At 68.0% G+C, this 19,872-nt stretch carries 19 protein-coding genes; 10 read left to right on the top strand and 9 right to left on the bottom strand.

All coding sequences use genetic code 11. The annotated features are described in order from the left end of the window. Positions 1-6: 6 nt before the first annotated feature. Positions 7-1,527 (bottom strand): DNA recombination protein RmuC, encoded by a 1,521-nt coding sequence (gene rmuC / locus J7D54_RS03455; protein ID WP_245244109.1) that lies wholly within the window; start codon positions 1,525-1,527, stop codon positions 7-9. Between the two features lie 123 nt (positions 1,528-1,650). Here rmuC and ilvA point away from each other — a divergent pair, with 123 nt between their 5' ends. Then, positions 1,651-2,925: a threonine ammonia-lyase IlvA gene (ilvA, locus tag J7D54_RS03450; RefSeq protein WP_182762102.1), complete on the top strand. Its 1,275-nt coding sequence runs from the start codon at positions 1,651-1,653 to the stop codon at positions 2,923-2,925. Between the two features lie 61 nt (positions 2,926-2,986). Here the strand turns inward: ilvA and J7D54_RS03445 are convergent, their stop codons facing one another. Then, a complete protein-coding gene (locus J7D54_RS03445) occupies positions 2,987-3,952 on the bottom strand; it encodes a 4-hydroxy-3-methylbut-2-enyl diphosphate reductase (protein WP_182762104.1) in 966 nt (321 codons plus the stop codon). 53 nt (positions 3,953-4,005) lie between these two features. Between J7D54_RS03445 and J7D54_RS03440 the strand changes: the two genes are divergently transcribed. Genes J7D54_RS03440 through J7D54_RS03430 form a run of 3 tightly spaced genes read left to right on the top strand, consistent with a single transcriptional unit; the run spans position 4,006 to position 6,224 of the window. Next, entirely contained in the window at positions 4,006-4,773 is a 768-nt protein-coding gene (locus tag J7D54_RS03440; protein WP_182762105.1) for a hypothetical protein, read from the top strand. A 10-nt stretch (positions 4,774-4,783) separates the two neighbouring features. Then, a complete protein-coding gene (xseA, locus tag J7D54_RS03435) occupies positions 4,784-6,007 on the top strand; it encodes an exodeoxyribonuclease VII large subunit (RefSeq protein ID WP_182762108.1) in 1,224 nt (407 codons plus the stop codon). Between the two features lie 22 nt (positions 6,008-6,029). Beyond that, positions 6,030-6,224 carry an exodeoxyribonuclease VII small subunit gene (locus tag J7D54_RS03430; RefSeq protein ID WP_182762110.1) on the top strand — a complete coding sequence of 65 codons (195 nt, stop codon included), beginning with the start codon at positions 6,030-6,032 and terminating at the stop codon, positions 6,222-6,224. Positions 6,225-6,228: 4 nt separating this feature from the next. Here J7D54_RS03430 and J7D54_RS03425 read toward each other — a convergent pair whose 3' ends face one another. Continuing rightward, positions 6,229-6,777: a DUF4245 domain-containing protein gene (locus tag J7D54_RS03425; RefSeq protein ID WP_182762112.1), complete on the bottom strand. Its 549-nt coding sequence runs from the start codon at positions 6,775-6,777 to the stop codon at positions 6,229-6,231. Positions 6,778-6,837: 60 nt separating this feature from the next. Further along, complete coding sequence (locus J7D54_RS03420) at positions 6,838-7,638, bottom strand: isoprenyl transferase (protein ID WP_182762114.1); 801 nt, start codon at positions 7,636-7,638, stop codon at positions 6,838-6,840. A 335-nt stretch (positions 7,639-7,973) separates the two neighbouring features. On the opposite strand from J7D54_RS03420, the gene J7D54_RS03415 reads away from it, so the two are divergent. The 3 genes from J7D54_RS03415 (at position 7,974) to J7D54_RS03405 (ending at position 10,804) form a co-directional block, all read left to right on the top strand. Further along, the gene (locus J7D54_RS03415) at positions 7,974-8,606 is read left to right on the top strand and encodes a hemolysin III family protein (protein ID WP_182763313.1); all 633 of its coding nucleotides are present in this window, start codon (positions 7,974-7,976) and stop codon (positions 8,604-8,606) included. Between the two features lie 34 nt (positions 8,607-8,640). Further along, complete coding sequence (locus J7D54_RS03410; RefSeq protein WP_182762116.1) at positions 8,641-9,312, top strand: PIG-L deacetylase family protein; 672 nt, start codon at positions 8,641-8,643, stop codon at positions 9,310-9,312. A gap of 253 nt (positions 9,313-9,565) precedes the next feature. Beyond that, complete coding sequence (locus J7D54_RS03405) at positions 9,566-10,804, top strand: PhoH family protein (RefSeq protein WP_209455248.1); 1,239 nt, start codon at positions 9,566-9,568, stop codon at positions 10,802-10,804. Positions 10,805-10,908: 104 nt separating this feature from the next. Here the strand turns inward: J7D54_RS03405 and J7D54_RS03400 are convergent, their stop codons facing one another. The 3 genes from J7D54_RS03400 to J7D54_RS03390 are packed head-to-tail and all read right to left on the bottom strand — an operon-like array spanning position 10,909 to position 14,112. Further along, the gene (locus J7D54_RS03400; RefSeq protein WP_182762118.1) at positions 10,909-12,264 is read right to left on the bottom strand and encodes an ABC transporter permease; all 1,356 of its coding nucleotides are present in this window, start codon (positions 12,262-12,264) and stop codon (positions 10,909-10,911) included. A gap of 7 nt (positions 12,265-12,271) precedes the next feature. Next, positions 12,272-13,342, bottom strand: coding sequence for a COG1361 S-layer family protein (locus J7D54_RS03395; RefSeq protein ID WP_182762120.1), 1,071 nt, complete (start codon positions 13,340-13,342; stop codon positions 12,272-12,274). After that, a complete protein-coding gene (locus J7D54_RS03390) occupies positions 13,339-14,112 on the bottom strand; it encodes an ABC transporter ATP-binding protein (protein ID WP_233120700.1) in 774 nt (257 codons plus the stop codon). Before J7D54_RS03390 ends, J7D54_RS03395 begins: the two co-directional genes overlap by 4 nt. Before the next feature lie 163 nt (positions 14,113-14,275). On the opposite strand from J7D54_RS03390, the gene J7D54_RS03385 reads away from it, so the two are divergent. From J7D54_RS03385 to J7D54_RS03375, 3 genes are all read left to right on the top strand, one after another. Beyond that, complete coding sequence (locus J7D54_RS03385) at positions 14,276-16,075, top strand: ADP-ribosylglycohydrolase family protein (RefSeq protein ID WP_209455200.1); 1,800 nt, start codon at positions 14,276-14,278, stop codon at positions 16,073-16,075. Positions 16,076-16,172: 97 nt separating this feature from the next. Further along, positions 16,173-16,802: a hypothetical protein gene (locus tag J7D54_RS03380; protein WP_182762122.1), complete on the top strand. Its 630-nt coding sequence runs from the start codon at positions 16,173-16,175 to the stop codon at positions 16,800-16,802. Between the two features lie 97 nt (positions 16,803-16,899). Further along, the gene (locus J7D54_RS03375; protein ID WP_182762124.1) at positions 16,900-17,337 is read left to right on the top strand and encodes a hypothetical protein; all 438 of its coding nucleotides are present in this window, start codon (positions 16,900-16,902) and stop codon (positions 17,335-17,337) included. Here J7D54_RS03375 and J7D54_RS03370 read toward each other — a convergent pair whose 3' ends face one another. Further along, complete coding sequence (locus J7D54_RS03370; RefSeq protein WP_182762126.1) at positions 17,338-18,504, bottom strand: Gfo/Idh/MocA family protein; 1,167 nt, start codon at positions 18,502-18,504, stop codon at positions 17,338-17,340. It lies immediately after the preceding gene. After that, a complete protein-coding gene (locus J7D54_RS03365; protein WP_182762127.1) occupies positions 18,501-19,856 on the bottom strand; it encodes an alpha-L-fucosidase in 1,356 nt (451 codons plus the stop codon). The genes J7D54_RS03370 and J7D54_RS03365 overlap by 4 nt, the downstream gene beginning before the upstream one ends. Positions 19,857-19,872 lie beyond the last annotated feature (16 nt).

The following is a 19,872-nucleotide window of genomic DNA, read 5'->3' as shown; positions in this document are numbered from 1 at the left end:
CGGGCCTCAGCCGGCATCCGTGCGACGGGGAAGCTGGCGAACCGGCGGGTCCAGCAGGGTCTGCTCAGACGAGAGCAGCGTGCGCTCCCGCTCGCGTAGGTCTTCGTAGTCGAGCATTTCCGTGACCGTCACCTGGCGGGTGGTCAACTCCACGCCCTTCAGCTCCGTGAGGTCTTCGGAGGCGACCTCGTAGTCGCGGAACCGGCGGGCCGACACCATGACGCGGCTCTCCAGCGCACCGACGGCGCTGTTGTAGTTCGTCACGGCGCTGCGCAGCGAATTGCCGAGCTTGTCGAAGTGCTTTCCGAGGGTGGCGAGCCGCTCGTAGAGTTCGCGGCCGAGTTTCGAGATCTCCCCGGCCGTCTCCGCGAGAGCCACCTGCTTCCAGCCGTTCGCCACGATCTGCAGCTGCGGGATGAGCAGCCCCGGCGAGGCGAGCACGACGTGCTTGCGCGTGGCGTAGTCATGCAGGTCAGGCAGCTGCTCCATGGCCAAGCGGTAGAACTCGTCCGAGGGCAGGTACAGCACGACGAACTCCGGCGAGCCCAGATCCAGCTGCCAGTAGTTCTTGCCGGCGAGTTGGTCGATGTGGGTCTTGACGTGCCGGGCGAAGGAGGCGAAGTGCCCCTTCTGGGCCTCTGGGTCTTCGGTGTTGTACGCCTCGAGCACCGCAGACAGCGGCACCTTTGCGTCGACGAAGATCACCTTGCCGGCGGGGAGGTTCACCCGCAGGTCAGGGCGGAACAGGCCGTCGTCGGAGGTGTAGCTCTGCTGGGTGTCGAAATCGCAGCGCTCCACGAGGCCGGAGATCTCGACGATGCGCTTGAGGCTGCTCTCCCCCCACGCTCCGCGCACCTGGGGGGTCCGCAGGGCCTGGCTGAGGCTGGTGGTCTCCTTGCGGATGGCCTCCCCCGACATGCGCACGGTGTTGACCTGCTCAGCCAGCTCAGCGGCCATCCGCACGCGGTCCTTCTCCACCGCCTGCAACTTTTCCTGCATCTGGCGCAGCCCGTCGGCCAGCGGGGCGACGAGTTGCTCCGTGGCCTTCATCCGCTGGTCCGCCACGACATCTGCGGCCTTGCCGTGCTTCTCCAGCGACTCCGAGGACAGCACCTTGAACTGGTTGAGGAGCACCTCGCGGTCTGCCGCCTGTTCCTTGGCCTTCTGGACCGCGGCGTCGCGCTCCGCCTCTGCCGCCGCCACGAGCGCCTGCACCCTGGCGGTCTCGCCCCGGGCCTCGGCCACCAACCGCTGGGCGTCCGCGGCGACGGCGCGCAGCTCGGCCTTGCCGGCGAGGACCTGGGCGATCTCCGCCTTGGCCATGGCAGCCTCCTCGCGGGCGCGGCTGGCGTCTGCCCGGGCCTGCGCGGAATCATCGCGGGCCTGCATCAACTGGCGCTGCTCCTGCTCACGGGCGGCCGCGTCTGAGGCGCCTGCGGCCGCGGTACTGCGGCGGCCCAGCAGAAATCCGCCGACCAGGCCGAGGACGAGGGCGAAGAGACCGAAAAGGATGGCGAGTGCTTCCATGCCTCACAGCTAATCAGCCGCCTCAGACAAAACCTGAGTCCCACTCCGGGTATGCCCCAAAGGCCCCGCGATCCGGCCCTCCGGCGACGTCACCCACGTCCACGGCGACCGCAGAGTGACACAATGGTCCGGGTGAGCACACTGGCCGACCTTGCCGAGTCCATTCCCGACGCCGTCGAACGGCTGTCGGCCATCGTCACGCACACCCCCGTGCAGCTCAATGAGCGGCTGTCAGCCGCCACCGGCTCCGAGATCTGGCTCAAGCGAGAAGACCTGCAGCCCGTGCGCTCCTACAAGCTGCGCGGCGCCTACAACCTCATGAGCCAGCTCAACGAGGAGGAGAAGGCCGCCGGAGTCGTCTGCGCCTCGGCCGGTAACCACGGCCAGGGCGTCGCGTTCTCCGCCGCGGCCCTCGGCATCCATGCCACCGTCGTGGTGCCCCACCCCACGCCGCGCCAGAAGCGTGACCGGATCCAGAAGATCGGTGGCCAGTACGTGGACCTGGTGCTGCACGGCGCCACCTACGACGAGGCCTCGGAGGAAGCCGTCCGGCTCGCCAGCCAGGGCATGGTGCTCGTCCCCGCGTTCAACGACCCGCGCACCGCCGCGGGCCAGGCGACACTGATGGTCGAGGCGTTCGACCAGCTCGGCTTCGTCCCGGACGTCGTGGTGCTGCCCATCGGCGGCGGCGGCCTCGTCGCCGGCTGCTCGGCGTGGCTGCGCGCGGTACACCCGGACGTGCGGATCATCGGCGTCGAACCGGAGGGGGCGCCCTGCATGGCGGCCGCGATCTCTGCCGGGCGGCCCGTCACCCTCAACAACATCGACACCTTCGTCGACGGCGCGGCCGTGCGGCGGGCCGGCGACTTCACCTTCCAGGCCATCCGCGAGGCCCGCATCGAGCTGGCGCGCGTCCCCGAGGGCCAGATCTGCACCGAGATGCTGGACATGTACCAGACCGACGGCATCATCGCGGAGCCGGCCGGCGCCCTCGCCGCGGCCGCCCTCCCCACCGGCGGGGTGGGCCCGCGGGTGCAGATCCCGACGGGTTCCCGGGTGCTGGTGCTGGTCAGCGGCGGCAACAACGACGTCTCGCGCTACGCAGACGTGGTGGAGCGCTCGCTCATCCACGAGGGCCGCAAGCGCTACTTCCTGGTGGAGTTCCCGCAGCAGCCGGGCGCGCTGCGCATGTTCCTCGACTCCGTGCTGGGGCCCGAGGACGACATCGCCTACTTCGAGTACGTCAAGCGCAACAACAAGGAGACAGGGCCCGCGCTGGTGGGCGTCGAGCTGGGCAGCCCGGGCGACTACCGCTTCCTCCTCCAGCGCATCGACGAGTGCGGCATGAAGACCGAGGAGATCGCCTACGACTCCCCCTACTTCACCTTCCTGGTCTGACCAGACGGTCGTCCGGGCATGGAAAGGGCCGCCGGTCTCCCGGCGGCCCCCATCCTCAGCGTCAGTGCTTGACTGCGCGGCGCAGGTCCTTGCGTAGTTCCGGCGGCAGCGCGAACTGCAGCGTCTCCTCGGTCAGGCGCTCCTCGACAGCGACGGGGTAGCCCTGCTCCTCGAGGAACGTGAGCACGCCCTGCACCAGGTTGTCGGGTACGGAGGCGCCGGACGTGACGCCCACCGTCTCCACGCCGTCGAGCCATTCGGGCTTGATCTCGCTGTAGTTGTCGACGCGGTGCGAGGCCTTCGCCCCGGCCTCGAGCGCGACCTCCACGAGGCGCACGGAGTTCGACGAGTTGGCCGACCCCACCACGATCATCAGGTCGCAGCCGCCGCCGGCGATCTGCTTCACTGCGAGCTGGCGGTTCTGCGTGGCGTAACAGATGTCGTCCGACGGGGGGTCCATCAGGAGCGGGAACTTCTCCCGCAGCCGGCCCACCGTCTCCATGGTCTCGTCGACGGACAGGGTGGTCTGCGACAACCAGGCGACATTCGCGTCATCCGGCAGGTCCAGCCCGGCGACATCGTCGGGGTGCTGCACCAGGATGGTCTGCTCGGGCGCGTGGCCCATGGTGCCGTCCACCTCTTCATGGCCCTGGTGGCCGATGAGCAGGATGGTCTTGCCGTCCGTCGCGAAGCGCTTGGCCTCGTGGTGCACCTTGGTGACCAGCGGGCACGTGGCGTCGATGGTTTTCAGACCGCGCTCGGCCGCCTCCGACTTCACCGCCGGGGAGACGCCGTGCGCAGAGAACACCACGGTGGAACCCGGCGGCACCTCTTCGAGTTCCTCGACGAAGATCGCGCCGCGCGCCTGGAGGTCCTCAACGACGTGGCGGTTGTGCACGATCTCCTTGCGCACGTAGACGGGTGAGCCGTACAGGTCGAGGGCCTTCTCAACGGTGATCACGGCGCGGTCCACGCCCGCGCAGTAACCACGGGGCGCAGCGACAACGACTCGTTTGGTGGCAGTCATGCCTCTTAGTCTAGGTGAAATAGGAAATACCCCCGCTTCGGTAGCCTGGGCCCATGAAATCGCCTCAGCTGCACGCCGTCGGATTCGACTTCACCTCCATGGAGGCGCTCACCAAGGCTGCGTTCGACGGTGGGGTCAGGGGCGTCAACAAGGCCCCCGGCTTCGCACTGATCGGCGCCTACACCGACCCGAGCGGCGCCCGCGTGGCCTTCGTGCAGCGCAAGGGGCAGGCGGTCAACGTGTCCGCAGGGCTCCGCTCGGACACGCGGTACCGGGCCCAGGTGATCCGGTTCACGGACCTCCTGGCGCGCGTCGCCGTGTACTCGCAGGGCGAGGACGGCGAGCTGCTCACCCAGTTCCTCGCCATGGTCGACGACCCCATCGCCTACGAGCAGCACGACCTCGCCCCCGGCGGCGGCTTCTCGATCATCCAGGAACTGCAGGTGGGCGCGCTGGCCATGGACGTGCTGGTGTTCGCCGACGAAGAGGCGTTCAAGGCCTCCGACGCCGCCCGCGTCGGCTCGATGCTGATGGAGCCCCGCTCCATGGTGTCGCCGTCGCTCCTGGGGTTGCAGGCCTCCTCCATCACCACCGAGGAGGCGGGGCCGACGCTGCTGATGGGCGCCGTCGTCGAGGACGTGCAGGTGCGTCGCAACGAACTCACCAAGACCGACTTCCAGTACGTGCGGGCGGCGAGTGTCATCGACCTCACGGTCGCCGTCCCCATGGAGCACCCCGTCGAGCCGGGCAACGTCATTCACGGCACGTTCTACGCCACCGTCAACGCCGGCACGTGGGACCGCAACGCCGGCGCCCACTAGGGTTGCCCGCATGGCACTGACCAGCTCCCCGGAACAACCGCAGCCGCTCGGCCGCGTGATCGGGGCGGTCAAGGACTGGGTGAACCGGTGCGGTGAGATCTGGGTCGACGCCCAGGTGGTGGAGATCAAGCGCCGCAACGCCCCCACCCAGTTCATGACGTTCCGCGACCGGATCGCCGACATGTCCTGCCAGGTCACCGCCTCCACGCTGGTCCTCGACGCTGCCGGTCCTATCCCGGAGGGCTCCCGCGTGACGGCCCGGATCCGGCCGCGCGTCTGGGACCGCAACTCGACACTGAGCTACGAATGCCTGGAGCTCCGTGTCGCCGGCGAGGGTCGCCTGCTGGCGCAGCTCGAACAACTCAAGCGCAAGCTCCAGGCTGAGGGCCTGTTCGAGGCCCACCGCAAACGCCGCCTCCCGCTGCTGCCACGCGTGATCGGGCTGGTCACCGGCAAGAACTCCGACGCGGAGCGCGACGTCATCACCAACGTTGAGCGGCGCTGGCCCGGCGCCCACCTCCGGGTGCGGCACGCGCTGGTGCAGGGCGTCAGCTCGGCGGAATCCGTCATGACGGCGTTGGCCGCCCTGGACGCCGACCAGGAGGTCGACGTCATCATCATCGCCCGCGGGGGCGGCTCCCTGGAAGACCTGTTGAGCTTCTCCGACGAGGGGCTCGTGCGGGCGGTCCACGCGGCCCGCACCCCGGTGATCACGGCGATCGGGCACGAGCGCGACTTCCCGCTCGTCGACTTCGTGGCGGACTACCGGGCCTCCACCCCCACGGACGCGGCCAAGCACGTGGTGCCGGACCACGCGGCGGAGCAGGCCGGTGTCGCCCAGGCTCTCCAGCGGCTGCACCGCGCCGTCGACGGCGTGCTCACCCGCCAGCAGCAGGTGCTGGACGCGCTGCGCTCGCGCCCCGTCATGGTGGACCCCACCAGTGCGTTCGACGCCCACGTCGAGCGGGTGTCGCTGCTGCGCCACCGTCTGGAATCCGCCATCGGCCGCCGGCTCCGCGACGAGGAATCAGACCTCCGGGCAGCCGTCAGCACCATCCGGGCGCTCTCCCCCAAGCGGACGCTGGAGCGCGGGTACGCCGTTCTGGTGGACGAGGCCCACGCCTCGGTGTCCAGCATCGCCGACACCACCGTCGGCGCCCGCATCCACGCCTACCTGGCCGACGGGGAACTGGCCCTCGATGTCGCCCGGGTCACGCCCGAACCGACGTCCTGAATGTATCGAAGGGAGCCAGACGATGGCTGACGAGAAGCTGACCTATGAGCAGGCCCGCGACGAACTGGTCGCCGTGGTCGGCAAGCTGGAATCCGGCGGCGCGTCGCTCGCCGATTCGATGGCGCTGTGGAAGCGCGGCGAGGAACTGGCGAAGATCTGTCAGGAGTTCCTCGACGGCGCCAAGGAGCAGGTGGCGAAGGCCCGCGAGGCCGACTGAGGGGCTATCGCTCCACGAGGGTCGAGGCGAAGGCCTCGAGTTCCGGGAAGTCGGTGTCCGCCGAGACCACCGTCGTCACGCCGTCCTGCTCGTTGACGAGGCTGCGCGTGCGGCCGTCCTTGCTCTCGTAGCGGGACCAGTCGCGGCCGGCGAGCCTCGTCTCCTCGCCGATCTCGTTGCCCTCGCGGGTGCCGCTGCGCACCAGTTCCCGGGCGGACTCGTCGCGCTGCAGGACGCCGTAGTAGATCTCGTCCGGCGAGAGGTAGCCGACCTGCCACGAGTAACCCACCGCGGGCTCCGTGGTAATCCACGGCTGGCCCTTCTGGGCCCAGGCGGCGCGGACCGGGAGCCACCCCTCCCCCGGGTTGTCGGCCACCAGCACCGGGAACGGCGACTCCGCCTCCGCCCGGGTGATGAAGGGGCCCAGATCGATGGGGTCGACCTCCTCCTTGGGCGTGGAGGTGAAGAAGATGATGACCAGCAGCACCGGAACAGCGATGACCGCCAAGGAGATGATCATGTCCCTGCCGCGGGCCTTCGGGTTGCGAGCCATGCGCGCCACCCTACCCAGCAGCCGCCTCCGACAGCCACCTGCGCCCAGCCGCACGCGGGTTCAGCGCCCGAAGCGACGCTCACGCTGAGCGTAGGCCCGCAGCGCGCGGACGAAGTCGACGCGGCGGAAATCCGGCCACAACGCCTCGCAGAAGTAGAACTCGCTGTGCGCCGACTGCCACAACAGGAAGCCCGAGAGCCTCTGCTCACCGGAGGTACGGATGATCAGATCGGGATCCGGCTGACCCTTCGTGTAGAGGTGTTCGGAGATCTCGTCGATCTCCAGCGTCTGCGCCACCTCTTCCAGCGTGGCGCCCTGTGAAGCCTTCTCGGCGAGCAGGGAGCGCACGGCGTCGCGCAGTTCGTGGCGGCCGCCGTAGGCGACGGCTACGTTGACCACCATGCCGGCGATGTCCTCCGTCGACGCGGAGGCCGCGCGCAACGACTGGGCGCACTCGTCATCCAACAGGTCAAGGGCTCCCACCACCTGCACGCGCCAGCGCTTCCGGGCGGCGAGGCCGCGCACGAGGTCCTGGATGACCTGCAGCAGCGGGGCGAGCTCCGCCTCCTCACCACGGCTGAGGTTTTCGGTGCTGAGCACCCACAGCGTGATGACCTTGATGCCGGCGTCCTCGCACCACTCCACGAACTCGCGGAGCTTGGCCGCGCCCGCCCGGTAACCGGCGACGAGGGGCTCACCGGGTGCGTTCATCCGGGCCCACCGACGGTTACCGTCGGCGAGGACGGCCACGTGTTGGGGGAGCGACGCCTTGTCCAGCTTGTCCAGCACGCCGCGCTCGTAGGTGGCGTACAGCCATTTGGGCGGCCACCACCGCTCGCTGAGCGGGCGCGCAAGTGACATGCGAGAAGCCTAGGGCATCGCGTCAAGGGCCCGGCAGGTACGCCTCCCCCAACCAACCCGGCAGGTGTCCTACAGATGACGTGACCCCGCCAAAGGAGGGGGCGACCCCATCTGGAGGACGGCCAGCGCGTCTGCCGGGCGACGCCGACGCTCGAGTGATGGAATCGTGTTGGAAATGGGCGCGCAACGCGTTAACCTACGGTTGCGTAAGTTACGGAAGCGTAGGTCTGACCATGAACGACTCCTCCACCGTCGAAGCAGGCACCGGAACCACCCCGCAGCCGAGCGAACGGCCCAGGGCGGAAGCCCCCATCCAGGGCGGCGAGCCGCCGAGGATGGCGGGCACGAAGCCGAAGCTGCGGGGATGGCTGCATCTGGGGATGTCGCCCATCGTCTTCATCGTCGGCCTGGCGTTCACCACCTTCGCACCGGACCTCACGGCCCGTATCGGCGCCGCCGTCTACACGCTGGCCGCAGTGCAGCTCTTCGGCACCAGCGCCGTGTACCACCGCGGGAACTGGTCCGACAGGACCAACGCGATCTTCCGCCGCATCGACCACTCCAACATCTTCGTCTTCATCGCCGGCACCTACACCCCCCTGACGCTCGCGCTGTTGGACGGCAGCTCCCGCTGGGCCCTGCTGATCCTGATCTGGTCGATCGCCGTGCTCGGGGTGCTCTTCCGCGTCACCTGGTTGTCGGCGCCCCGCTGGCTCTACACGCTGCTCTACGTGGCCATGGGGTGGGCAGCCGTCGGGTGGCTCAACCAGTTCTGGGCGGAGGGCGGCCCCGCGGTGGTGCTACTGCTGTTGGGCGGCGGGCTCGTCTACTCGGTGGGGGCCCTCGCGTACGGGACGAAGCGGCCGCAGTTGTCGCCCACCTGGTTCGGCTTCCACGAGGTGTTCCATGCCTGCACGATCGTCGCCGCAGTGCTCCACGCGATCGCCATCGGGCTGGCCATTTTCTGATCCCCATGCCACGTGCCGCCGGTAGATTGGCTCCATGACGGACCTCTTTCCCACCAGCTGGAATCATGCAGTGGTCGTCGTCGCGCATCCCGACGACCCGGAGTACGGCATCGCAGCTGCCGTGGCCAGGTGGACGCGCGAGGGGAAGCAGGTCACCTACCTCCTGGCCACCAGCGGCGAGGCCGGCATCCAGGGGATGTCGCCGGCCGAGGCCGGCCCGCTCCGCGAGGAGGAGCAGCGCCGCGCGGCCGCCCATGTGGGCGTCAGCAGGTTGATCTGGCTCGACCTCCCAGACGGCAGGCTGGCAGACACCCCAGGCCTCGCCGACGCCATCCGCCACGCCACCGAATCCCACCCCATCGACGTCGTCGTCTCCACCTACCGGGGCCCACAGTGGGAACCCGGCATGCCCAACCAGGCGGACCACATGGCCGTCGGCGAAGCGACCATCGAGGCGCTCGCGGGCAGGAACGTCTGGCACTTCGAGAACGGCCCCGGCCCGACGCACCACCTGGTGGTGACGGACGACGACGTGCAGGCCGCCGTCCGGTCGCTCGCGGAGCACCAGGTCTACCTGGCGGTGCTCGACCCGACCACTGACGTGTGGTCGCAGGCGGAAGCGGTGGTGAACCGCAGCATCGACACGGCGCACGGCGACAACCGCGTCCAGTTCAGGCTGGTCTCGGCACCGGCGCGGGATTCCTAATCACACCATTGTCATTCAGGTCTTCCCGTTGCCCCGCCGGCGCGTTACTGTCTAGGCATGGAGAATCGCTCCATCACTGAAGATCCGGTCCCCTGACCTCAGGACGGGGGCAGGCAAGAGCGTCGCCCCCGCGAAGGGAGCAAACGTGCTCAACCTGTCAGACCAGCAGACTTCCCCCACCGCTGCGCAGCCCATCACGGCCATCAAGACCTACGTCGTCGACACCTCCGTCCTCCTTTCAGACCCGAAGGCGATGTTGCGCTTCAAGGAGCACAACGTCATCCTGCCGATCGTGGTCATCACGGAGCTCGAAGCCAAACGCCACCACCCCGAACTGGGCTTCTTCGCCCGTTCAGCACTTCGCCTCCTCGACGACCTCCGCGTCGAACACGGCCGTCTCGACACCCCGCTGCCCACCAACGACCAGGGCGGAAACCTGCGGGTCGAGTTGAACCACAGCAACGAGGAAGCGCTCCCGCCCGGTTTCCGCCTCGGCGACAACGACACCCGCATCCTCGCCGTCGCGCTCAACTACGCCAACGAGGGCCACGACGTGGTGCTGGTCACCAAGGACGTGCCGCTGCGGGTGAAGGCAGCGGCCGTGGGGCTCGCCGCCGAGGAGTACCGCAACGACCTGGCGGTCCACACCGGGCACACGGGCATGGCGGAGGTCGCCGTCACCTCTGAGGACGTCGATTCCCTCTACTCCGGCGGCGTGCTCACCACAGCGGCCGCAGACGACATCTGCGTCCACTCCGGCGTGGTGGTCAATGCCCCTGGTTCGTCGGCGCTGGCCCGCAAGTTGCCCAACGGGGACCTGAAGCTCATCAAGCACGACCGCGAGGTCTTCGGCCTCCGCGGCCGCTCCGCAGAGCAGCGGGTGGCACTCGAGATCCTCATGGACGACTCCATCGGCATCGTCTCCCTGGGCGGCCGGGCGGGCACCGGCAAGTCGGCGCTGGCGCTCTGCGCGGGCCTGGACGCCGTGCTGGAGCAGCGCAAGTACACCAAGGTGATGATCTTCCGGCCGCTCTACGCGGTGGGTGGTCAGGAGCTCGGCTACCTCCCGGGCAGCGCGGAAGAGAAGATGCAGCCCTGGGGTCAGGCGGTGTTCGACACCTTGTCTGCGGTCACCAACAAGTACGTCATCGACGAGTTGCTCGAACAGGACATGATCGAGGTGCTGCCGCTGACGCACATCCGCGGCCGGTCCTTGCACGATGCGTTCATCATCGTGGACGAGGCCCAGTCGCTGGAGCGCAACGTCCTCCTGACGGTGTTGTCCAGGGTGGGACAGAACTCGCGGGTGGTGCTGACGCACGATGTCGCCCAACGGGACAACCTCCGGGTGGGTCGCCACGACGGAGTGGTCGCTGTGATCGAGAAGCTGAAGGGCAATCCCCTCTTCGCTCACGTCACTCTGACCCGCTCCGAGCGTTCGCAGATCGCCGCGCTGGTCACCGACATGCTCGAGGTCGACTCACTCGGCTGACGGCCACCCGGCACAGACTGGAACTCGGAGGGAGGTTCCAGCCACCTCGCCCGTGGAGAACGGGATGTGGCAGGCATCTCCCTCCGAATTGCGGTGACGGTCCCCTACTCGGCGCGAATGGCGGCCAGCGGGCTGAGTTTCATCGCGCGCTGCGCCGGCAGCACGCCGGCGACGGTGCCGATCAGGGTGGCGAAGCCGACGGCCCCCACCATCAACCACACGGGGATGATCGACACCTGGCCACCCTCGGAACCGGTGACCATCTGCGATCCCAGGGTGGCGTTCAGCACCGCGGAGACGCCCAGCGACAACAACAGCCCGATGAGGCCGCCGAAGAAGCCGATACTCGAGGCCTCGATCAGGAACATCTTGCGGATGTCGCCGAGGGCGGCTCCCATCACCTTCATGATGCCGATCTCCCTGGTGCGCTCGTAGACGCTCATCATCATCGTGTTGGCGATACCGATGGCCGCCACCAGCAGCGAGATGAAACCGATGCCGCCGAACACCGCCTGGATGATCAGCCCCTGTTCCTGCGACTGCCGGATCCACTCGATCTCCGCATATGCCTGATAGCCCTGGTCCCGCAGCGTGTTGAGCACCGCCTCCGCGTCCTCCGGGCTGTCTGTCAGCACCTTGAACTCGGTGTAGATGAAGTCCTTGCCCAGCGGCTTCCCGTCCGATGTGGCGGGCTGGTTCGGCAACGCCTTACCCGGCATCGCCTTCCGTAGCCACTCGATCATGCCGTCGAGATCCGCCCACACCGACGTCGAGTACGGTCCCCACTGGTCTTCCGCGAGGTCGCTGTGGAGTTCGCCGATGACAGGCAGGATGTGCCGCTTCGCAGGTTTCGGGGGCGCCGCCGGGTCGTCGCCGGGCGCCGGGGCGCCGTCGATCGGCACGGGGCCGTACTCCCCCCAGGTGGTGACCGTGCCGAAGAGGGTCTGGGTCCTGAAGTCGATGTCCATGGGCATGCCGGTCATCGGGTCCCAGAACTGCTCGTCCACCTTGTCGCCCAGCAGCAGGCCGAACGTGCCCTGCTGCGGCATTTCGCCCCACGCGAGCTCGAACTCCATCTCCGGGAAGGCTTCGGCTGGGAGGCCCTGAATCTGGAGGTACTGCTTGGTGGTGCCGACACTGATCTCCAGGTCGGCCAGGTACACGGGCCACACGGCCGTCGCACCCGGCGTCGACGCCAGGAAGGTGCGCATGGCCTCGTTCATCTTGGTGGGCCCGCCGACGCCCACCTGTTCGGGCGCCGGGGCCCCGCTCACGGACACTTGGCGCAGGTTGATGTTCTGGAACTGGGCCGTGAAACTCGACGAGAGCCCCACCCCCAGCGACACCATCACGATCACCGCGGTGGTGCCGATGAGCACGCCCAGCACCGTCAGCGACGTGCGGAACAGTCGCTGACGCAGACTCGCGAAGCTCGTTGCGAGGAGATCGGACCAACGCATCGAGAGCTCAGCGGACTTCCGCGCCGATGAGCGGGTCGCCGAGTGCCGCCAGCGACTCCATGTCCTCCGTCTCGGCGCGCCTGCGCCGGCGACGCCGGACGGCGAGCACCGTCATGATCAGGAACAGCAGGAGCAGGCCGCCGCCGACAAGCACCGGGATCCAGGGGAAACCCGCGCCCTCCTCCGGCATGGGCTCCTCCCACTGGCCCGGCTCCTCCATCGGCATGGGTGCCATCACGGCGACCTCGAGGGTCTTGTCCATGGTGCTCACGTTGCCGTCAACGTCCTCATAGGACACGGTGACGGTCACCGGCCCGGCGGCCTCCTCCACCGCCTGCACCGTCATGTCGACGGCTCCGCTGGCCCCGGCGTCGACAGTGCCGACGAACACCTCTTGACCGACGATGGGCTGGCCCTCGGCGATGGAGGCCTTGGCGTTGTAGAGCTTGGTCTTGCCCTGATTGAAAATGCTGAAGGTCAGCGAGGCGTCCTGACCCATCGTCAACTGCGGCGGCAGCAACTGCGGGGCCGACGCATCCGCGCGGATGTTCTGCTTGACCTGGATGGAGACCGTCTCCTGGGCCGAGTAGGCGTTGGCCTGACTGTCCTCGTACTCGATGCTGATCGTCAGCTGGTACGGCTTCTCCTCCAGGGAGGGCAGCGAGTGGAAGTTCATCGTGCCTGACTCGATCTGGTCGGCACCGATGCGGCTGAGGTACAGCGACGACGAGCCGTTGGCCGGCAGGAAGGCCGCGTCGGCCGACGTCAGCGTGACCTTCATGTTCTGCACGCGCGTCTTCGTGGAGGTGTTGCGCAGCGTGAAGGTGACCTGGAAGTCGTCGCCGGCCTGCACCTCCGCCGGGTTCGTCGTGAACCCCGACAGGATCACGCGGGGCGTGGACACGCCCGGCACGACGACGGGAGGCGCGGGTGGCTCGCCCGACGGCGCACCCTCGGTGCCGCCGTCGCCCTGTACGCCACCGTCCGTGGTGGGGTCCCCCGCCGCGCTGGCGAGCGGGATGAGGCTCAGGCTGGACACCATCATCAGCACGAGCATGAGGCGGTGGATCATCTTCATGGCGCGACCTTCTGGGTAGTGACGACGGGGCCCGTCTGGGCGTGTTCCGTCTGGGAGATGTCGGTGATGCGGCCGTCCCCGATGCTGATGATCGTGTCGGCGAACGAAGCCAGGTGGTGGTCGTGGGTGACCATGATCCACGTCTGCTGGAAGCGCTGGATGACGGCGCGGAAGAGGCGCAGCGTCTCCTCGGAGGTGCGCGAATCAAGGTTGCCGGTGGGCTCATCGGCGAAGACGAGGGTGGGCTGGACGGCCATGGCGCGGGCGATGCCGACGCGCTGCTGCTGGCCGCCGGAGAGCTGGCTGGGTTTGTGATGGAGGTGCCCGGCGAGCCCGAGTTGCGTGAGGATCGCCCGGGCGCGCGCCTGCCGGGTGCGCTTCGGGATGCCCCGGAAGCTCAAGGGCATCGCGACGTTGTCGAGTGCGGTGAGCGACTGCAGCAGGTTGAAGGACTGGAAGATGAAGCCCACCTGCTCGCGGCGGTAGGTGACCAGTTGGGACTCGCTGAACCTGTGCAGCGGTTGGCCGGCGACGAACACCTCGCCCGCCGTCGGCTTCTCGAGGCCGCCGAGCATGTTCAGCAGCGTCGACTTGCCGGAACCGGAGGTGCCCACGACGGCGGTGAAGCTGCCCCGCGGGATGGTGAGGTTGACCCGGTTCAGGGCGACCACCCGGGAGTCGCCGACGCGGAAGATCTTGCTCAGGTCACGCGTCTGCACGAGGGGTTGGCCGACGTCCGGCAGCGGCGGCCGCTGTGTCTTCGGTGGCACCAGGCACCCCCCTTGTGTCGTGGTACAAGAAACATAGCGGTCCCCCGTCGTCGACGCTGCCCCGACCCGGGAGAAGGACGCAGTGCCGAGCGCCGAGAGGAAATGTCAGACGCCGGCCCTACCGTGGAAACACAAGCCAATAACGGGGGCAAGGAGGACGGCTTTGAATACTGAGAACATCCTGGACCTACGCGATGCGATCGCGGGTCTGCTACGTGAGGTGCACGGCACCGATGACAGCAAGGTCATCGATCTGGTCTGGGGGTACTACCAGATGGCCTCGGACGGGGACGACCTGATCATTGAGATCGAGTCCAACTCCTACATCGACGACGAGGACGTGCAGCTCACCGAGGAACAGTGCGCGGCGCTGGAACAGTTGGGCTTCACCCGCCCTGATGACGGCATGCCGAACTGGTGGATCGGCATCGAGGGCGGCCGCGAGGAGGACATCGAGGCCGCTGCCCTGGCCACGGCCCGGGGCCTCGTCGAGGTCCTCGGCCACGACCTGCCCGGGGCGCTCGCCGCCTCCCTGGCCTGGCGCCCCCAGCGGGCGTTCCACGTCTCGCGGGACCGGGCCGCGGGCCTGCTCGTCGGCACCGCCGTCGGGGATGCGCTGGGCGCCGGCTACGAGTTCGGGCCCCCGCTTGCCCCGGATGCGCCGGTGGGCATGATCGGCGGCGGGCTGGGCGATTTCGCCCCCGGCGAGTGGACGGACGACACGTCGATGGCGGTGTGTATCGCGCACGTCTTCAACCAGCGGATGGATCCCCGCACGGCTCAGGCCCGCGACGCCATCGCCACGAACTTCGGGGCCTGGATCGCCAGCAACCCGCCGGACGTGGGTGTCCAGACCCGCGCCGTCATGCGCATGGCAGACGCCGGTTACGCCGACGACCTGACGCAGGCGGCGCGGCGGTACTTCGCCGCCAATCCCACCCGCAGCGCGGGCAACGGCGCCCTCATGCGCACGGCTCCCGTCGCGCTGTTCGACACCACGCCGCTCATCGTGGCGAGCGTGGCACGGCGCATCGCGGAGTTGACGCACGCAGACCCCATTGCGGGCGACGCGTGCGTGATCTGGTCGATCGCCATCGCCCACGCCGTCCAGCTGGAGAACTTCGACGGCGTGCGGGAGGCGCTCCACTACATCCCGAAGGAGCGCCGCAACTACTGGGCGGAGCGCCTCGACGAGGCGGAGACGCTGCCCCCGGCCACGTTCTCGAAGAACGGCTGGACGGTGCACGCGTTGCAGGCGGCCTACGCCGCCATCGTGCAGACGCCGGTCCCCGAGGATGACCCGGCTGATCACTTCCGCCTGGCGTTGGAGAACGCGGTCAGGGTCGGACACGACACAGACACCGTCGCGGCCATCGCGGGCGGGCTGCTCGGCGCCCGGTGGGGCTACTCGGCCATTCCCCTGGAGTGGACCAGACGCCTCCACGGCTGGCCGGGGCTCCGCGCGAAGGACCTCAAGGAGATGGCCGCGCAGATCTTCCCCGCCGATTACACCGTGCAATCGGGCCTGGACAACTTCTTCCAGCACCCGCTCGACAGCGGCCTCTTCGTGGGCGGCTACCGCGCCGGATCCACGCCACCTGAGGGCATCGACGCGGTGGTCTCGCTCTGCCGGCCCTCGGACGCGGACGAGCTGGCCAAGGGGATCGCGCCGGACAACCGCATCGAGGTCTGGCTGTCAGACCGCGGTTACGAGGACAACCCGCACCTCGAGCATGTGCTCACGGAGGCTGCCCGCATGGTGGCCACTCTGCGGGCCGAGGGGCTGACGGTGTTGATCCACTGCGTGTCCGGGCAGTCGCGGACCCCCACGGTGGCGTCCCTCTACGCCGCTGAGGCGCTGGGCGTGCCTGCCGCCGAGGCGCTGCGGGCGCTGCAGGAGATTCATCCGAACGCTCAACCGAATCCGACATTCCTGGAAATCATCCGCCGACACACCGTCTGAAACGAACATCCGACACGCCCTCAGGATGACGCGACCCCACCTCGCGGTTTATCGTGAAGACGGCGATCCAAAGATCGCCGTTGCGGGAGGAAGCGGCATGCGGCACACGGAGCAATTGAAGGAACTTGAATTCACCCCGTCGAAGGTCAAGGTGACAGACTGGGACCTCCGCATTCCGATAGCTCCAAAGGCCGGTCCGTTCTGCCAGCTTGTGGTGGAGCCGTCCACGGCCGCCGGCCCCGGTCTTTTCGCCTGGGTTGTGGCCGACAAGGTGGTTTACCTCGGCCACACGGATGATTTGGCCAGCGTCTCGAACACGCACGGCGACTACTCCGTCGTCTCTCCGTCCACCACGGACGGTGGCCCCGCCAAGATCAACAACCTGATGAACGCGGCCCACAAGGCCGAACACCGAGTCTCGTGGTGGTGGCGTCAGGAGATCACGGCAGACGACGCGGCCCAGGCCGCCGAAGGCCTTGTGGCAGAACTGGATCCCATGGGCAACAGGTTGACCCGTCCCAAGGCAGCCCCGGTGAAGGCTCAGGCCCCGGCAGCGGCAGCAGCCACGCGGGCTCCCCGTGCGGCGGCAGCGCCGAAGGCAAAGGCTCCCGTCAAGTACGACGCCGAGCGCGTCACCCCCACGGGCCTCGTCTGCCCGTCGTGCTTCATCCGGGTGTCGCTGGCCACGCGGTGGTGCGACGACTGCGAGATCCTGGTCGCCAGCTGACCCCCTTCCCACCCTCGGTCGGCGCTGTCGGGCACCGCTCTCTGCTGGAGCGGACTAGCCTGGAAGCCACACGAGCACGCTGTGACGAGGAGTGGCCATGGAGATCCTGTACACGACCAACAACGAGTTCGGCCAGGCAGTCTTCGCACGGCGCGATGAGGCTCACCAAGTCGCCCGCATCCGCCGGGCGCTGAACAACGCCACCACATGGGCGGAGTTCAAGGAACTGATGGACCCGTACGAGTACCAGTACCTGGTCGAGAAGAACCTGGGCATGAAGATGGACGACATCGATCTCGCGGAGCCGTTCAGACCTGATGCCATCCCCGGAGTGGCGGACCGCTACTACCCCACCTGGCTGCAGGCGCGGATGTTGGAGTGGTTCCCCAAGTCGCTGATCCTCAAGTACGACGGTGACATCACCTCGCTCCGGGGTGACGCCCTCGTGCTGCCCGGCGAGTACGCCGACGAGGTGGCTGACGACCTGCGCTCGGAGGGCTACACCGTCGCCCATACCGACCTGTCGTTCCTCTAGTCAGGCGCCCCCACCGGCCTGAGGCACCAGGAGGGCCCCACCCCCGGCGCGCAGGGACGCAGCGCCGGTCACCGCCGTCGCTACCGCATCGCGTGCGGCCAGTGCGCTGGTCACGGTGTCGGCCCCGTCGAGGAAGCGCAGGAACTCGGCCATCGTCAGGAGGTCGGCATCTTCGTGGCCACCTTTGTCGCCCACGATGGGGAACTCCAGGTCGCCCTCCGGCGCGTAGTCGTGCCTGCGGTTCCAGACACGCACGACGCCGCCCTCGCCGTCGCCGAAGTTCTCCAGCCGCCCCGCGTCACCGATGACGGTGTAGTTGCGCCAGTAGTCCGGCGTGAAGTGACACTGCTGGTAACTGGCGAGCACACCGTTCGACAGGCGCATCTGCACCATTGAGATGTCTTCGACGTCGATGACCGGATTGAGCGCAGTCTGGGCTCGCGGTGGCCAGTTGTCGTGGGAGAACCAATCCGGCATGATCCGGCCCGAGTTGTCCCGCCGGTCGGTCACGTCGCCGTAAACGACGAGGGCGCCCAAACCCTGGACGAGTTCGCTCGAAGCGCCGGCGAGATAGTGGATGATGTCCAGATCATGGGCCCCCTTCTGCAGCAGCAACGTGCCGCTCTGTTCCCGCTCGGCGTGCCAGTCCTTGAAGTAGTAGTCGCCGCCGTGGCCGACGAAGTGCCGGCACCACACCGCCTTCACCGCACCGATGAGCCCGTCATCGATGATCTCCTTCATCATCCGCACGACAGCCATGTGGCGCATGTTGTGACCCACGTACAGCTTGGTCCCGCTCTGGGCGGCGGCTTCGAGGAGGGCGTCTGCGTGCGCCAGGGTCACCGCCATCGGCTTCTCAAGATAAACCGGAACGCCCGCACGCAGCAGCTTGCCCGCTACCTCAGCGTGCGTGCCATCCGGTGTGCAGACCACGGCGCCTGCCAGAGGAGGGGCCGCTGCCAGCAGGTCCTCGGTGCTCGCAAAGGTGGCGACGCTGTCGCCGAAGAGGTCGCGCGCCCGCCGGAGGCCCTGCTCGGTGGGGTCGACGGCGTGCGTGATCGCCGCACCGGGGTTCAGCTCGTTGATGTGCCGCCCGATGACGGCACGGGCGCCGCAGCCGACCATGGCGAACTGGCTGTCAGGCATCATGCGGTCCGAAGCGGTCATCTCAGTTCAATCTCCAGCACGGTGTCGACGGGATCGGGCAGCGGGTAGGTGAACGCAGGCTCCTCCCCCAGCGAGACGAAGGGTTCCTGGAACGCCTCAATCACCCAGCTCTGAGCGAGCGGCAGTTCACGGCCCCCGACCACCAACCGGATAGCAGCGATATCCTCGGCGTGCAGGCCCGACAACGGAATCGGACCGATCGGCTGCTCCATGACGTGCGCGTACAGCAAGTTGCCCCGCTGGGTCCACCTCCCCCATTCAGGTTTCGGGAGGGCACTTGCACCCGCGCCGCGGATGCTGGGTTCGTTGGCGTGTACCCACGCCCCGACCTCCCTGAGGATCTCGCCGGTCTGCGGGGGCAGCAACCCATCCCCGTCCGGCCCCACGTTCAGTAGGAGGTTGCCGCCCTTACTGACGACCTCCACCAACTTCCGCACGACGGTCGGCGCAGGCTTGAACTGATCGTCGCTGTGGTGCCACGCCCAGTGGTTGTTGAGCGTGATGCAGGCCTCCCACGGCACGGGCGCGCCGTCGAACCCGACGATGCCCCGTGGTGGCACGAGCTGCTCCGGCGAGACGAAGTCACCGCAGTAGGCGCTGGGCCGGTCGGTCACGATGCTGCCGAATCCGGCGGCGCTCTCCTCCAAACGGTTGTCGATCAATACGTCGGGCTGCCACTGCCGCACCTTCTGCACCAGTTCGGTGCCCCGCCAGGCCTCGCCGCGCAGGTCGTCGTAGGCGAAATCGAACCACAGGATGTCGAGCGATCCGTACCTGGTGCAGATCTCCTCCACCTGGGCATGAAGGTGCTCGAGGTAGCGGTCGAAGTCATGTTCGGCCCCCTCGAACCGGGGCTCGTCGCGCATGGGGTGGAAGGAGTCCCCGTACGCGGGATAGTCGGGGTGGCTCCAGTCGATGAGCGTGAAGTAGAGGCCGACCTTGATGCCATGCCGCCGGAAGGCCGCCAGGAATTCGGCCACGAAGTCCCGACCAGGTGCGCGGCGGGCGCTGGTGTAGTCCGAACACACAGAGTCGAACATGCAGTAGCCGTCATGGTGCTTGGCGGTGAAGACCGCGTACTCCATGCCTGCGGCCTTGGCCAGGGAGGCCCACTCATCGAAATCGACGTGCTGGGGATTGAAGCGCTCGACCCATGGTTCGTAGTCCTCCATGCTGAGCCGCTGGTGCGAGCGCACCCACTCCCCTTCGCCGATCAGCGAATAGACGCCCCAGTGGATGAACATCCCGAAGCGGGCGTCGCGGAACCAGGCTGAGCGCTCGAACCGGTCGGGGACACGCGGCGCCTCGTAGTGAGCCTGAGCGGGGGTGGTGGCTGAGGTGGTGATGCGCATAATTCCTGAAATCGAA

It is taken from the genome of Tessaracoccus sp. MC1865 (assembly GCF_017815535.1).
Taxonomy (GTDB): domain Bacteria; phylum Actinomycetota; class Actinomycetes; order Propionibacteriales; family Propionibacteriaceae; genus Arachnia.
The sequence above is the reverse complement of the archived record's forward strand: the minus strand, read 5'-3'. Positions and strand labels throughout refer to the sequence as shown.

What these genes read in the sequence shown, in the direction of transcription:
- rmuC (WP_245244109.1), bottom strand. Translation starts at nt 1,527, where the DNA reads ATGGAAGCACTCGCCATCCTTTTCGGTCTCTTCGCCCTCGTCCTCGGC.
- ilvA (WP_182762102.1), top strand. Translation starts at nt 1,651, where the DNA reads ATGGTCCGGGTGAGCACACTGGCCGACCTTGCCGAGTCCATTCCCGAC.
- J7D54_RS03445 (WP_182762104.1), bottom strand. Translation starts at nt 3,952, where the DNA reads ATGACTGCCACCAAACGAGTCGTTGTCGCTGCGCCCCGTGGTTACTGC.
- J7D54_RS03440 (WP_182762105.1), top strand. Translation starts at nt 4,006, where the DNA reads ATGAAATCGCCTCAGCTGCACGCCGTCGGATTCGACTTCACCTCCATG.
- xseA (WP_182762108.1), top strand. Translation starts at nt 4,784, where the DNA reads ATGGCACTGACCAGCTCCCCGGAACAACCGCAGCCGCTCGGCCGCGTG.
- J7D54_RS03430 (WP_182762110.1), top strand. Translation starts at nt 6,030, where the DNA reads ATGGCTGACGAGAAGCTGACCTATGAGCAGGCCCGCGACGAACTGGTC.
- J7D54_RS03425 (WP_182762112.1), bottom strand. Translation starts at nt 6,777, where the DNA reads ATGGCTCGCAACCCGAAGGCCCGCGGCAGGGACATGATCATCTCCTTG.
- J7D54_RS03420 (WP_182762114.1), bottom strand. Translation starts at nt 7,638, where the DNA reads ATGTCACTTGCGCGCCCGCTCAGCGAGCGGTGGTGGCCGCCCAAATGG.
- J7D54_RS03415 (WP_182763313.1), top strand. Translation starts at nt 7,974, where the DNA reads ATGGCGGGCACGAAGCCGAAGCTGCGGGGATGGCTGCATCTGGGGATG.
- J7D54_RS03410 (WP_182762116.1), top strand. Translation starts at nt 8,641, where the DNA reads ATGACGGACCTCTTTCCCACCAGCTGGAATCATGCAGTGGTCGTCGTC.
- J7D54_RS03405 (WP_209455248.1), top strand. Translation starts at nt 9,566, where the DNA reads ATGTTGCGCTTCAAGGAGCACAACGTCATCCTGCCGATCGTGGTCATC.
- J7D54_RS03400 (WP_182762118.1), bottom strand. Translation starts at nt 12,264, where the DNA reads ATGCGTTGGTCCGATCTCCTCGCAACGAGCTTCGCGAGTCTGCGTCAG.
- J7D54_RS03395 (WP_182762120.1), bottom strand. Translation starts at nt 13,342, where the DNA reads ATGAAGATGATCCACCGCCTCATGCTCGTGCTGATGATGGTGTCCAGC.
- J7D54_RS03380 (WP_182762122.1), top strand. Translation starts at nt 16,173, where the DNA reads ATGCGGCACACGGAGCAATTGAAGGAACTTGAATTCACCCCGTCGAAG.
- J7D54_RS03375 (WP_182762124.1), top strand. Translation starts at nt 16,900, where the DNA reads ATGGAGATCCTGTACACGACCAACAACGAGTTCGGCCAGGCAGTCTTC.
- J7D54_RS03370 (WP_182762126.1), bottom strand. Translation starts at nt 18,504, where the DNA reads ATGACCGCTTCGGACCGCATGATGCCTGACAGCCAGTTCGCCATGGTC.
- J7D54_RS03365 (WP_182762127.1), bottom strand. Translation starts at nt 19,856, where the DNA reads ATGCGCATCACCACCTCAGCCACCACCCCCGCTCAGGCTCACTACGAG.